Annotated in this window: 8 protein-coding genes and 1 pseudogene; all 9 read right to left on the reverse strand. The window is 55.8% G+C overall.

What is annotated here, in order from left to right; genetic code table 11:
- Window positions 1-177: 177 nt before the first annotated feature.
- The 9 genes and pseudogenes from K6I40_RS07360 to K6I40_RS07400 all read right to left on the reverse strand — a co-directional run bounded on the left by K6I40_RS07360 (window position 178) and on the right by K6I40_RS07400 (window position 13,885).
- The gene (locus K6I40_RS07360) at window positions 178-1,068 is read right to left on the reverse strand and encodes an arsenite methyltransferase (RefSeq protein WP_222914986.1); all 891 of its coding nucleotides are present in this window, start codon (window positions 1,066-1,068) and stop codon (window positions 178-180) included.
- Between the two features lie 154 nt (window positions 1,069-1,222).
- Window positions 1,223-2,179 carry a permease gene (locus K6I40_RS07365; RefSeq protein ID WP_222914065.1) on the reverse strand — a complete coding sequence of 319 codons (957 nt, stop codon included), beginning with the start codon at window positions 2,177-2,179 and terminating at the stop codon, window positions 1,223-1,225.
- Between the two features lies 1 nt (window position 2,180).
- Entirely contained in the window at window positions 2,181-2,564 is a 384-nt protein-coding gene (locus K6I40_RS07370) for a metalloregulator ArsR/SmtB family transcription factor (protein ID WP_222914067.1), read from the reverse strand.
- A gap of 574 nt (window positions 2,565-3,138) precedes the next feature.
- Complete coding sequence (locus K6I40_RS07375; protein WP_222914069.1) at window positions 3,139-3,669, reverse strand: hypothetical protein; 531 nt, start codon at window positions 3,667-3,669, stop codon at window positions 3,139-3,141.
- A 9-nt stretch (window positions 3,670-3,678) separates the two neighbouring features.
- The gene (locus K6I40_RS07380; RefSeq protein WP_222914072.1) at window positions 3,679-4,386 is read right to left on the reverse strand and encodes a helix-turn-helix domain-containing protein; all 708 of its coding nucleotides are present in this window, start codon (window positions 4,384-4,386) and stop codon (window positions 3,679-3,681) included.
- A gap of 405 nt (window positions 4,387-4,791) precedes the next feature.
- Window positions 4,792-6,048, reverse strand: a complete 1,257-nt coding sequence (locus K6I40_RS07385; RefSeq protein WP_222914074.1) for a hypothetical protein — start codon at window positions 6,046-6,048, stop codon at window positions 4,792-4,794.
- Window positions 6,049-6,423: 375 nt separating this feature from the next.
- Window positions 6,424-9,437: pseudogene (locus K6I40_RS07390) on the reverse strand (type IV secretion system DNA-binding domain-containing protein).
- Window positions 9,427-10,575, reverse strand: coding sequence for a hypothetical protein (locus K6I40_RS07395; RefSeq protein WP_222914076.1), 1,149 nt, complete (start codon window positions 10,573-10,575; stop codon window positions 9,427-9,429). The pseudogene K6I40_RS07390 and the gene K6I40_RS07395 overlap by 11 nt, the downstream one beginning before the upstream one ends.
- On the reverse strand, window positions 10,568-13,885 hold the full coding sequence (locus tag K6I40_RS07400; protein ID WP_222914078.1) for a conjugal transfer protein: 3,318 nt from the start codon (window positions 13,883-13,885) through the stop codon (window positions 10,568-10,570). The genes K6I40_RS07395 and K6I40_RS07400 overlap by 8 nt, the downstream gene beginning before the upstream one ends.
- Window positions 13,886-13,890 lie beyond the last annotated feature (5 nt).

The raw sequence follows: 13,890 nt of genomic DNA on the forward strand, positions 1-13,890 counted from the left end.
TACGACGCACCACACTAAAACAGTTTTGATGGAAATCCGTTCCGGCCATCTACGATAGTTGGTCGGATAGGCCTACCGCTCGACCCGCGCCTGAAGACGCGGGTATGCGCTATCGTTCTGTATCAGTACTGGTTACACTTATTCAGAAAAGGTTACGAGCAAATTCCAACGTAGTGGCTAATTGCTCGGCCTGTGTGCCCGGATAGTCGCAGAAATGAGTACCTCGTCTAAGTCGCGGTCGTCACCCCACTCGCGGATGAAGTCTTGGGTTTCGTCCTGAGGTTCGATTTGGACGTCTTGGAATCCCGCGTCTTCGAGAAGACCCTCTAATTTCTTAATTCGTGTTGCACCGCCAACGCACTCTGCGATTGAGTCGAGGTCTGCACGCAACTCGTCAGGGAGTTCAGCGGTCAAAACGACATCCGAGATAGCCAGTCTACCGCCGGGTCGGAGCACTCGATAGGCCTCTTCAAACACGTGGCGCTTGTCGGGTGAGAGATTGATTACGCAGTTCGAGATGATGACGTCGATGGTATCGTCACTAATAGGGAGATGTTCTATTTCACCGAGTCGGAACTCAACGTTCTCAGTGTCGTTTTCTTCACTATTTGCACGGGCTTTTTCGATCATCTCGGGCGTCATATCGACTCCGATGACGTGTCCATCCGTGCCGACCTCGTTTGCAGCGAGGAAACAGTCGAATCCTCCGCCGGAGCCGAGGTCTAGAACCGTCTGCCCTTGGGTCAGGTTTGCGATAGCGGTCGGATTACCACACCCAAGTCCGAGGTTCGCATCAGTCGGAACCGACTCGATTTCTTCAGAACTATACCCAACTTGTTCCGCCCATGTTGTTGATGTTTCATCGTTTGTACAGCACCCGGTTAGCGTCTCTGTGTCGGTATCGTCACTTGTTGGTGACTCCGTGCCACTACCGCAGTCAGCGTTCGAACTCGATTCGCAACAGCCCGTGTCATCAGATGCCACCTCCGCGTATCGGTCGCGGACTGTCTCGTGCTGTTCATCGTCAGTGAAAGTCGATTCTTCTTGAGAGGTTGTATTTTCAGTCATTGTTGTTTGTCGGATAAGTGTCAGCTTTTTTGGAGTCCGCTGCGACGAGGATTGTGTCGACTGGTGGTTTGATCGGCCAGGACCCAGTTTGGAATTCAACAGGCTTGCTACCTTCACTAAGGGGGTCTGAGTGTTGCTCTCTCATATTTGGAAATCAGACGATGAAGAGATTGAACACGATGCCAACGGTAATACCGATTGTGACGACGGTTCCAGCGTAGACGAGCAATAGCCGGCGTTTGAACAGTTTGTTTAGGAGAATTAGATTCGGGATGCTCACGCCTGCGCCACCGATAACGAACGCAAGAACGGTCCCGATCTCAATCCCGTGTTCGCTGAGCGAGGCGGCGATGGGGAGCATGCCGCTGAGGCTAATGTAGACCGGGGCACCGGCCAACGCCGCTAACGGCACGGCGAGCGGGTTCTCCGAACCAAGGACGGTATGAAGCATATCAACCGGAACGGCGCCGTGAATTAGCGCACCGATCGTCATTCCGAGTATAAGATACGGAAGTGTATCGACGAAGAACGACCACGCTTCACGCGCGGCTGATTCGAAATGCTGTCGGTGCGTCTGCTCTACATTCGCTGTCCCTCCGGCACAGCAATCAACTGTCCCGCCGTCCGCTACGGCCTGACTCGTACTATCCGTAATGCGGACCTCTTTGACGTGGTCGGCTAATCCGAGCCGTCCGATGATGATGCCACCGACGACAGCGGCAACGAAGGTGATTGTGACGTAGTAGATAGTCACCTCGATCCCGAAAAGTCCTATGAGTAGCAGTACGGCAATCTCGTTCACGAGTGGCGATGCGAGTAGGAACGAGAACGCGAGTCCAAGCGGCGCGCCTGCTTGCAGCAAACCGGCGAGAACAGGGACAGTCGAACACGAACAAAACGGTGTTACCGCACCCAAGCCAGCTGCAGCAGCGTTGCCAGTCCCTTCGTCATGACCACGGAGCTTGCGTTCGACTTTCTTTGGGGGGAGATACTCCTGTGCGAGACCCACGAGGAAGGAGGCCCCGATGAACAGCGGTACGAGAATGACGGCGAGGTGCAGGAAGTAATCCCACGAGTCGAGGAGCGCATTGGGAAGGCCTGGTGGAAGCATCTCACGCGCTCTCCTGAATAGCGTGGGCGAGATCAAGCAGTTCGAAGACCGCGGTATCAGCGATGCGATAGTAGCTCCACTTGCCCTTCTTCCGGGATTTGACCAGTCCTGCCTCTTTCAGCTTCCGGAGGTGGGTGGCGACCGTCGATTGGGGGGCGTCGAGCACGATCTGTAACTCACAACCACAACACTCGGATTCGCGGAGTGCACTCAGAACTCGGAGGCGGTCCTCATTCCCGAGGGCCTTGAAGACGGTCTCCTGACCGGCGACATCTTGTTCAGATGGCCGGATATCCTGTAAGGTGGCGATTCGTTCTTCTGGATCGTCGTACAGCCGTTCGAGTGCGCTGTAGGCTTCGTCGGGTGGCGAATCTGGCTTAGACATATTTGTATTTCTCGGTTCGAATTATTCGCAGCAGCTTTCGGACTCGGTTTCTGTCGAATTAGATTGGACTTCTTCGATAGCGGCTCCACAACATTCGGACTCCTCATCCTGCCCGTAGCGGTTTGCGAGGCGATTCCAGATTCGATTGAGGGTACTCTGAGTCATCAGCATCGTATCGTACTTTCTCGATTCATATGAAGGTTGTGGTGGCACAGGTTTAGCCTCACAGTTGAGAAGAGAATTCGCGTAGTCACGCTTCAGCACATACAAAATAGTCTCTCTACTCCCTACTGGAGTAAATAGCGATCAGGTTTGTGGTACACCGGACTGCTTCCCATTGGATTATTTAAATATCTAATTCCCTGTGTTAGAAATATAATAATCTGTAGCTACTCACCTTTCGAACCTCTGCTGTCTCGGTTTCTACCTCGAGGTTGTCATGGACTGTGGGCCAAGACGAACCTCACCATCGACCTCAGTGAGAATATCTATCATCTCCCAACAGGTGACGCCAGCACGCTCCATAGCCTTTCCAAGAGATGCTCAATTGGTACGCGAACCACATGAGTGCCACCTAAATCAACTGCATCGAATCACCGGAGTCGTCTCCGATGATGTCTGCCAATCCATATACCGTGATCGTATCCGTGTAGCCCTGTGCTCTGACTGCGTTCTCGATACCCTTCCGAGCCGGCTTATCGTCAGTGAGCACAATGATGCCTCCCGATGAGCGGTCTCTGACATACTGAATGGCCAATCCGGCAAGAATCGCATCGGTCTTTTCGACCTCGTGTTCGGCCTGGCCAGTTTCATTCGCAATGGTCCGCTTGGCAATATCGCTCGCAGCGACAGCATCCCCATCAGTCGGTGACGGGGCATCAATGATCTCGGCCCACCCTTGGTCGAGTGCTGTTCGAACACGGTCCGTCTCTGGTCCACCAAGTTCGCCGATCACACGTCGGGGAAGGTTGCAAACGACCCCAGCATTCTGGACTGCACTTCGAAACCGACGGTATTGTGGATTTGTGGGGCGTCCGATCGCATAGAAAATGTTCGCATCGACGAGGACATCTTGATCTGCTGCTAATAGCGGATTTCGACTCATCCACCGGAGTCACCCGTCAATATCCGGCGTGCTCGAGGGGGCACCAGCTTGCTCGTCAGTATCGGGGAGTTCCATCTCGTCAGACACGTCCGGAAAGAGGTGCTCAAAGAACGGATCGTGTTCCCGGCCGACGGCTAGCGCGGGCTTGAGCGCAGAGATGATCATCATCGCTTCGGTGTCGCGAACGTCGATGTCGGACGCGACCATTCGCTGGGTCGTCTTCCCCGCGAAGTGCAGCCCGGCACCGCGCAACGCGGCAATCAGTTTGCCGATACCGTACCGGTCAAGGAAGTACTCGACATCCTCGTCGACCGCTTGGAGCGCAAGCGCGTGGAGGACGGTCGGCGTAATGACGATTGGGACGTATTGTTCGACGATGATGATCGGATCAGCGGTCAGTTTCTGGGGCCGCGTCGAATCGTCGCAGTCGACCAGCCCAAGGTCAACCAGCGTCTCGACGTACTCGTACGTGGTCGATTTCGAAAGCTCGAGGGTGTCTATGATCTCCGGCGGGGCAACTGGCCCCCAATAGCAGACGTACACGTAGACGCGAGCCAGCGCTGGCCGATTAAGCAGTTGTACGACTATTTCCAGTCGAGGTGCGTTCTGCGCCAGCGTCCCTGGCTCGAGCGTTTCTTCGTCCATCACATCCATCGGTGGAGGATCCAGCGCATCAATCCCTCCGTCCGGACGAATACGATCGTGATCGGGGGTCATAGTCACTAGTTCGAAGTTCATGTACTTCAGACTTCTGCCGCTCCAATTGAGGAACTGCTCGTTCATTCGAGAATGAAAGGGGAATACTGACAGAGCAGCACGGGTTGCCTCTTGGTCGCATCGCTGAGTTCGTTTAGTCTTGTAGTTCCATAGGCCAACTGACTGTCCACTACACCAATTTATATTTTCTAACCAATTAGTATTCCTGATGCACCGCATTTCGAGCAGCCGATCGGTGATCCAATAGAACCAAGCGCCGCTGGAATCGAATCATACCGACACTCCTCGAGTGGTTCGTCTACCCACACAATGCGTTGGTCATCTGTCTGGTTGGTTACAGTCATCGTTGAACTCCTCACCCTCCGGGGAGTCGATAAACCCGTCAGAGTACTTTGGAACGGGGACTCAATTGTTATCACCAACGAACCGCCGTGCACGGCCCCAGATCGAGTCACCGTCGTCAGCACCCGTCTCATCTTTCTCAGGGGACGAAGCCTGCTCACGACTCTCGAGTGCCTCCTGACAGTCACTGAGTGCCTCCCGAAGCGTTTTGTTGGTTGCCTCGAGGTCCGCAATACGTTCGTCTTTCTCCTCGAGTGTTACCTCGAGGTCGTCGACGCGGTCAGTCAACAGTCGATTCTTCTCGACTAGATACGCATGATTTTGCACTGGTTCGTCACGACTGCCGGCGATCGACGACTCGCTCTGTCTGGAACTCGCTTCACTCGAGTCATCTCGAGCGTCCGGATCGTAGAAGTCGGAGGTGTTCGTAATCGCTCGTTCGATGGTCTTCTCGCCGTACGTCGATCCGTCGGCGTAGTGGACGTCGCCCCACTTCTCCCGGAGCAATCCAGACTGCCGGAAGAGTCGATCCACTCGAGTGTGGTCGCCGCCGGTCCAGAACGCCAGCAGACAGCACAGCGCCATATCAGCTTCTGACTGACTCTCGTACCCAGCAGTCGAGCCACGCCATAACCGCTCGAATTTCCCACCGTTCGATGCATTTCGAGCCTTTTCGAGCAACTCCTCGTCCTCGAGATTAACGCCGATATCGACTACCTCGTCCGTCGGCACCTGTTCGTCAGTTGTGCCTCGATACCCGGATTCGGGTTTTGCGTTAGTATCGGTATCTTGGACGTACTCCTGGTGGATCGCCTCGAGTGCATCCTGCCGACGAGCAACGCGACTGGGCATCTCCTCGAGGGTGTCACCAGTCACGGTGAAAAACCGGGCGGTGTCGTACAGTTCAATACTTCCACGTCGATTCCGTCCGTCCGGGAGTTCACCCTCGATGAGCACATGGAAGCCAGTTCCTGACGGAGAAATCTCTGTATAGGAATCAAGCCGCTCGATAATGTCCTGTGCTGCGTCGTCGACGGTCTCAGTCTCTGGGTCTCGGCAGTCATCGAGATCCACACCAACGATAGGATCATCGTCGGTAAACACGAACCCGACGCCATCTGCATCCCCCGAATCGGCGTACTCGAGCGCGGGTTCGACCGACACCCATGTCTCTGGATCCGTCGAGGAGGCGAACTCACCACTCCCAGGTGTCACCGGGATCTTAGTCGGCTTCCCGTCTCGAGGTTCTTCTCGCCAGCAGACCCACTGGTCACGCTCACGTAACTGCTCAGGGAGCACCGAAACCGTCCGTTCAGTCATCGCCGATCCGCCTCGTACTGCACGTCCATCTGGTCGCATACCACCCATCAGTATGCTGATAAACATGCCATAGGCTGGTAGACTGTCCGTGACCCTGTCCAACGGGTGCAACCCGTTCTATACTAGTTGGTTTTGAGCGTGAATTTGCCCTGAACATCGCCTCAGTACTGCGATTTTGCCCTGAACAGTTACCAATTCCGTGACCTGAACGGGAAATTTGCCCTGAACGGGAAATTTGTCCTGAACAAATTTGTCGATACGGCGGATAATGGCAAATATACCGGTTAGTACTCGGATTTCTGAATTTGGTCTGTGGGGGCGAGATCTTCAGTGGTCCAAGTGGGTGAATTATATTCATCGTTCTGATAGTATCTCTCACTCAAGGAACTCTGATCCATCACTGGTCAGATCGATACCGGTGTAGACAGTCACGAGATCGCCACCATCTCTGACTCGGGTATCCTCATAGTCAACGACGTTCGCAAGCTTTCGACCGAACCAGCTCGCGTTTGTCCCATCAATGTCGTGCTGGTCGGTCCATCTCGAGTAGGCCTGAAACAGTGCTGCCTTTGGAATTTGTGCTCCAGAAGCCTCCCTGATGTACATCGCTGCGAACGCCTCAATGCCGTCGCCGTCTGGGTCAACCTCAACTGGCTCCGATATTGATGAACCTGACTCTACTGATGAGGACGACTCCGTTGCTCGAGAGTGATTCCCTGAAGGGATGTCTGGCCAGAGTTCCTCATCGCTTGGCGAGTCGGACAAGTCGTATGTCTCGCCTTGCTGGAAGAGTACAGGACTCCCATCTGTGGGGTGTATTAGGATCAGGTAGCTATCATGCGAATAATCCGGATCTGGCAGGTCGACGGCAGGATAGAACGGCCGTTTGATCGGCATCCACTCCTCCTCAAAGTCGTCTCTCGAGTTGTAGACATGGGTCTCTCCACTCTCGTAGACCGTATACTGGCCGGTTTCTTGATCATAGCTATAGTAGGCTGGCACACTGTCTTTCGAGAGGGTGCCCGCATCTGGAACGCGGGCAAACTCTGTTTCACCGTCTGAAAGAACGATATCACCGTCCCTCGTGTCCAAACAGTTCGGTTCGTCTCAGATGTCTTGGGCCGAACGGCAGTGACGCCACCGTGAGCAGTCGCACCACCACCGAAGGTCACGACCTCGTCGCAGTTGTAGAATTGTTCAGTGCCATCGGCTCGCTCTTGCAGCGGTGGCGAGAGGATATTCTCGACTCGAGTCGCCCACTCTGTCTCGGAGTCACCAGGTCGAACGACGAAGATCGGAATTCGATCCGCTTCGTGGGCTCGCTTGAGATTCTGCAAGACCTTGACGGGTCGCTCTGGCGTCGTTGTCTCAGCCTCGATGTTGAACACGACGTCGTGATCTGGATGCGTCGCGATGGCGTCCGGTTGCTCGCTTCCGTCCTGCTCGAGGATTTCGACACTGAATCCACGTTCGGTGAGTGCTGTTTCCGTCTCGAGGAGGAGTGCATCGTGACTCGACCCACCGGCAGATCTGACAGTGCCCGTCTCGGGTTCGACCACTGTTTCTCCGTCGTCAGTGAGCCGAACCACGATGTCGTCGTTCTGCAGCGTAACCTCAAGCAACCGGGATTCCTCACGAACGTCAGGCAAGTCTTCGGGTGCAACGTCGATCTCAGGCTCAGTATTCTCGAGACGGGCCGCGAGTTCCTCGTCGACAATAGTGACATCGACCCAGCCGTTTTCTGCTCGCACGCTTTCTCGAATCTGGACTGCACGAACGGCTTCCGCCATCGTTTCCTCGAGAATCTGCTTGGGGTTCGCCGCCTCGTTCGAATCGCTATAGATGAGATCCTGTAGAATCTCAGCGTCCGTCAGCGGATCAGTCCCATACCGCTCGAGGCTCGCTTCGACAATCACGTCAACAGCCTCGGCAGATCGAAGCGGTGGGTACGGCGGGAACATATTGAGGAGCAGCGGCTCCGAGTAGCGTCCACCATCGAGCGGTAATTTCGTCCAGGCTTTGTACTGATCTGTCGAAATCAGGTCCTCTGCGGTGTAGTCTTGGAACCGTTTCATCAGGAGCCGAGCGTCGTCGACGTCGTTGACCGAGAAGGCGAGGAGGTTGTCACAATTGTTCTGCATTGCCTTCAGCGTGTCCTCGTCGAGTTGGGAGGGATACTGCGAAGCCAAAGTCACCGACAGTCGCATTGACCGAGCACGGGCCAGCATCGACTCGATATCGAGATTGTCACTGGCGATGTCGTCAAACTCGTCACAAAGGACGAAATAAGGATCTGGATCGGAATCGCGTTCGTACGACCGATGCTGAATGGCACTCCAGAGATTCCGCATCACGCCGAGGGTGACCATCTTCTTGATGTCCGTATTCTCGACGGGCGTTCGAACGATGACGATGCGGTCGTTGTCGATGATATCTCGGAAGTCGATGGTGCTCTCGCGATGGGCGATGATTCGGCGAATTACCGAGTTCTCGACCCACGACTTGATCCGTTTCAGAAGTGGCCGGATCGTCTCTTCTTCCATATTCGCGATCTCGAGACAGAACTCCCTGATATAGGGATCCTCGACATCGAGTGCGAAGTCCTCCCGTCGCTCGGCGTTGAGCAACGTGAAATACATATCGATAATGGAGAACGGTTTCTCCGATTTCATCATCGCTCGGGCCATCGACTCGGTAATCGCCTCCATATTGATACCCCAGTAGTCGGACGTGTCAAAGACCGCCTTCAGGTTCTCGACCCGGTTTTCGATCTCGTTCTCGAGTTCCTCGGTTGTCTCACATTCGGGCACCTCAAGGAAATTCATCCCGACCGTCTTCTCGTGGGTGGTCGACCCAGGCTCGATCCAGACCACGTCCTCGAGACGGTGTTCGGGAAGCTTCCGAAGCAGTTCACGGGAGTCTCGGCCTTTCGGATCGAAGTACACGAAGCCGTGGCCAGCGTACGCCCACTGAACCATCATATTCAGGAGTGCTGTGGTTTTCCCATAGCCGGTGGTGCCCGTAATCCAGATATGACGGAAGAGCGAGTCAAAGCGAAGTGGTGCTTCACGGAAGCCAGTCTGGGGATCTTTATCGTAGCCGATCCAGAGCGGTGCAGACGAGGTATCGACACCTGCCTCGAACATCTCGCGGATAAACGGTCCTGCGACAGTCCCCTCACGAGCCGTCTCAGTGACAGCTTGCTTCCCTCCGACGGAGCTAGTCTTCTGCTCAGCGATATCGTACGTCTCGCCGAGTCGGGACTGGGGAGCTGGTGGTGAATCAGCCCCTGAGCCACTGTCACCAGTGGCTTGTGTCGCTGGCTTGGTCTCCGTCTCTTCCGTTGCTTCTCCGGACTTGTCGCGGTCAAAGAATCGATCAAACACCATTGTGTCCTCTGTTGTTGACGTTGTGTTCAGTGGAAGCGCTGCTATCGGCGGATTGTTCGTATTGGCCAAGATCGGCGGGAACGCGGTCGCCACGTTGCGTATATCGCCAGTCGATCTTTGGCGTCTCAATCTCTGTATTGGGGATGTGCGCGACGCCGGCGAGTTCGTCGACGGTCATGATCATGTGCCGATCGACCCACTCGCGGTCACTCATCCGCTGGACGAATCGCCGGAGCCGCTTCGCTCGCTTCCGCTCCCTGCGATGCCAGACCGGGGTATCGCTGAGCCCTTGCTCGGTGATCGCGTTGTAGTACTTCCTGAACATCCCCGCGACACCGTGGGCTCGAGATTCGGCTTCGTCCTGTTCTACCGAGGCAGCGAGAACGCGGATATTGACGTGGAACGCCTGTTCACCACGTTGCTGTTCGATCGTCTTCGCGGCCTGCTTATCCTTGGCGCTCGGTGGTCTCGTTTGCGGGTTGATCCAGCCGACGGATGTCCCTTGGCGAAGTGCGTGGGCGAGTTCGTCGACGCTATTGTGCTTGAACCGGTCACCGTCGGTCCACGACTGTTTCGCAGGCCGGAAGATGACCTGTGTGACGACCGTACTCTCGTCGAGCGACAACATCTCGCTCGTGATCTCACCGTAGGGGTCTGTCTCGAACCCTTCGCTGTTGTGATGGCGAATCGGGTAGTAGGGTATCTTCTCCATCTCGAGCCACGCGCCAGCGACATACTCGTCAGAGCCGATGATAGGAAACGCAGGAGCCTCCTCTACTTGGAATACCTCACTGTTGGCATAGTTGTTCCCGACACGCCGTCTGAATTTGTCGGCGGCCGCCTCGCTGGCAGCGTGCATGTAGAATCTGATCTTCCCCTCGTCGAACCAGACCTCGAACGAGTGGTGATCGCTCGTATTCTTCCCGCGGAAATTGGTTGTCACATCGTGGACCGACTGGAGGACTCCTGCACCATCTACCACTCCCTCGTTTTCTTTGTAGGGACGAATCCGCAGTAGCGTTCCTGGCGTGTCGGCTTGCTGTTGGACGAACGAGTCGTGCTCTCCGTAGTCGAGTTGCGTCGCCTTGTACCGTGGCGACGAACTCAGGATCTTCCTGATTTGCTTGAGCCTAGTCATGGTCTTGGATGTCACACTCCGTTTCAGTTGTGTCTCCTTTGGTCGGTGATTCCCCACCGTCAGTCCGGACATGTGCCTCGTCAGCGTCCGTCTCGAGGGCATGGTCAACGACCGCATCGAGGACTTCTTCTTTCGTGAGATCCTCCTCGAGAAGACGACTCGCTGTGTCTGCAGTGAGATCGAGATGCGTCGCAAGCGCGTTGCGCTGTGCTTCGTTTTCGACGAACTCTTCGAAGGCGAGCAACTCTGCTGAGTCGTCGCTAATCGCTTGCTGGATGAAGGCCTGGTCGTCAGGTTCGTAGTCGATGACCCGTTTCTCGAAGTCATCAGCAACAACGTGCAGCGGGTACGTCCCGTGTTCCTCGACACGGACAAGCGACTGGCTATAGCCGAGATCCTCTTTCCCGGCGTCAGCACCTCTGACGTATCGGCGCTGCTCTTCCGTCAAGCCGATTTTGTCGGCTGTCCCGTCGTCCAGATCGGGGAGCTTGTGGAAGACCTTGATCGGACACATGCCGATGATCTTCTCTGCCTGTTCGGTTTCGTAGAACTCCTGAGCAGTCTGCGAGAGTAACACCATTCGAAGCCCAGCGTGGCGCTGATGACGGAACGCCGTCTCGAGGAAATCAAGGTTCGCCTGGTCCTCGAAGAGGTAGTGCGCTTCGTCGATCGCGAGCTCGACGTTCCGTTGGGTGTTCTTCGCCTGCTGATAGATCGTCGAGAGCAGGAGCTGCATCAGGAACGTCTGGCGGTCGATCCCCGATGCACTACCCTCGATCTGACCGAGATCGATGTAGACGACCTTGTTGTCGCCCTCGAGGATATTGATCTCCGAGCGGTGTGAGAGATTTTCGTAGGAACCGCCCTCTCGGAAGGGCTGAAACGCGATTGCGAGTTCGTCTGCATATTGTGCGGCACGCTCGCGAGCAGATTCGGATGCCGCAATATTGTGCTCATCCGGGTTCTCAGCGATATCACAGAGAATCCGATGGACGTCCTGCATCGTCGGTGAGTTCGCCGACGTGTGCGTCGAGACGTCGTCCTCAACGATCCCTGCTTGTCGGTAGGACTCATCAATAACGTACGAGAGGACACCAGTTTCGGCTCCGAGTTCGATATCACGAGCGTCGAGGAAGTTCTCGAGAACGGCGTAGACCTCGTCTTTCTTCGCCGAGAGGGGAGAGATGCCATCGCTGGACTCGAGGACGTGCTGTGGCGTCTCTCGGATCTCGAGTGGGTTGAGCTTCGTGTCGCCGCCGACGGTGATCGTTTTTGCGTTCAGGGCATCCGCGATGCCACGGAAGCCGCCGACTGGATCGACGAGGACGAGCATCGTGTCGTTGCGTCGTTTCATCATCCGAAGGTGGCGCATGATGTCGCCGAACGTCTTCCCAGCACCCGGCATCCCGACGACGAGTTCGCTGTGTCCCGTCTCGAGTTCCCACGGATTGATTCGGACTGGTGACCCGTTGTGACCGTGATAGCCGTATTCGATACCGTCGTCCATCATGAGGTAGTTCGACGAGAACGGGAACATCGCGCCGATCGCCTGATTCGTCAGTGTGGACATCCGATCGCGGCCGAGTTCGTTTGCTCCAAGCGGTGACACCGTTGCGAGGCCACGTTCCTGCCAGCGGCTCGCAACTTTGAGCGTACAGTTCGCCGGCGCATCCTTGATGATCGAGCGTAATCGAGTCGTCTGATTCTCGAGTTCTTGCTGACTTTCGGCAGCGAGGCGAATGAACACACCACCCCGGTAGAACGATGCTTTGTTCGCCCGAACGAGCGACCGCATGTACTTCGCCTGGTCGATATCGTCCTGCAGATCTTCGGCTTTGAGACTGTTCGAGTCGTGCTGGTTGATCTTCAAGTCCGAAATCCAGTCGGCCATCATGTCCTGGGCCGACTGACTATCGAACGGATCGAGGTGGATGCTGAGATCCGTCTGCAGATCGGTCTCGAGTAAGAGTCGCTCGAGGAGTCCATCCGACGGCTCTTCAGGGAATTGTTCGATCCAGAACGTACGGACGTATGTCTCGTCGTTGATCACGGCGTAGGTCGTTTCCCAGTCGATCGTCGAGGGAGCGATAACCGACTGGTGCATCGTCGACGTGTCTGGTAGCCGGTCATCGGAAGGAACCGGCGGATCATCGTCAGCGTCCTCGTCACTGTTCTCTTCGGCATGGTTGCTCGAGTTCGTGTCCGACAGATCGTCGTGTTCGTCCATTGCATCGAGGACGTCATCCGGGTCGGGCGTCGCTGGGACACCGTCGCTAATCCCGTGCGAGACGACCGGGAACGTACCGAGCGCGGTCGTGATATCAGCGTACTCTTCCGCTTGGCACGTCCAGTACTCCTTCGTGATCCGAGCGAGGTCGTATGCGTCGACAGGGCTAACTGAACACCGGTAGAGCGACGAGCCGCCACGGCGGAGCTGTGTGAGTCGAGACTCGAGTTGTTCTTCTTTGAGTCGCTCACGCTCGGAGTCGGTCAGATCATCGGTCTGGAACCGGTCGAAGAATCGGCCTAATGCGGGCATCTCTGCAAGATAGGCGAGGACACTATCGTCAGTTTCGTCGAAGTGCTCAATATCCGCATCGTTCACTGCAGTAATAAGGTAGTACTCGCGGATCGTGGTCGTCTCAGAGTCGATCTCCCTGTTTTCGGTCGTGTTCGCCGAAACGTATTCCTCGAGAAGCCGTTTCAAGACTGGACGCGAGCGAACGTCGACATCACCAAGTCGATCCTGGTGTGCACGGACAATCTCATCCTCATCGACCTCTCGACTGGTGACGTAGATCTTCACTGGAAAGTCGACAGTCGAGTTGGCAAACTCCGAGAGTGATTGAACGGCCTTCGCCCACGCATTGTCGTCCTCGAGAGCCATATTCGCTGGCTCGACTTTCATCGCTCCGACGAGTGCTCCGTCCGTTCGTTCGACAGCGTGGGGATACACCCGCTGTAAGCGGGTCAGGTAGCGAACCTCGCTGTTGTCCGCATCGCCGTGGGTATACTCCTTGTTCTTGATCGCCCAGCCGAAACGGGCAGCGAGCCACTCCGTGAGCCAGAGGTATCTGGGCTTGACCTTGTGGAGCAAGAACAGCAGCGTCGTGAGCATGATCCCGAAGCCCAGTACGGGAATCGTCAGTGCCGCCGGGACGAACGTCGCTGCAACAACGGTGACGAACGCCACTGCAAGGAACAGCATGAGTTCGCCGATCGTATAACCCCGGAAGAATGCCGTTGTGCCACCCAGTGACTGGTGGATCTTTCGCGCGTTATACTCATGGTCTGCTGTGTTCGTACTCATCGAAA

This window comes from Natrinema sp. SYSU A 869 (genome assembly GCF_019879105.1).
Classification (GTDB): Archaea; Halobacteriota; Halobacteria; order Halobacteriales; family Natrialbaceae; genus Natrinema.

Bases quoted from the DNA above. Each gene is read 5' to 3' on its own strand.
- K6I40_RS07360 (WP_222914986.1), bottom strand. From the start codon at position 1,068: ATGACTGAAAATACAACCTCTCAAGAAGAATCGACTTTCACTGACGAT.
- K6I40_RS07365 (WP_222914065.1), bottom strand. From the start codon at position 2,179: ATGCTTCCACCAGGCCTTCCCAATGCGCTCCTCGACTCGTGGGATTAC.
- K6I40_RS07370 (WP_222914067.1), bottom strand. From the start codon at position 2,564: ATGTCTAAGCCAGATTCGCCACCCGACGAAGCCTACAGCGCACTCGAA.
- K6I40_RS07375 (WP_222914069.1), bottom strand. From the start codon at position 3,669: ATGAGTCGAAATCCGCTATTAGCAGCAGATCAAGATGTCCTCGTCGAT.
- K6I40_RS07380 (WP_222914072.1), bottom strand. From the start codon at position 4,386: ATGACCCCCGATCACGATCGTATTCGTCCGGACGGAGGGATTGATGCG.
- K6I40_RS07385 (WP_222914074.1), bottom strand. From the start codon at position 6,048: ATGACTGAACGGACGGTTTCGGTGCTCCCTGAGCAGTTACGTGAGCGT.
- K6I40_RS07395 (WP_222914076.1), bottom strand. From the start codon at position 10,575: ATGACTAGGCTCAAGCAAATCAGGAAGATCCTGAGTTCGTCGCCACGG.
- K6I40_RS07400 (WP_222914078.1), bottom strand. From the start codon at position 13,885: ATGAGTACGAACACAGCAGACCATGAGTATAACGCGCGAAAGATCCAC.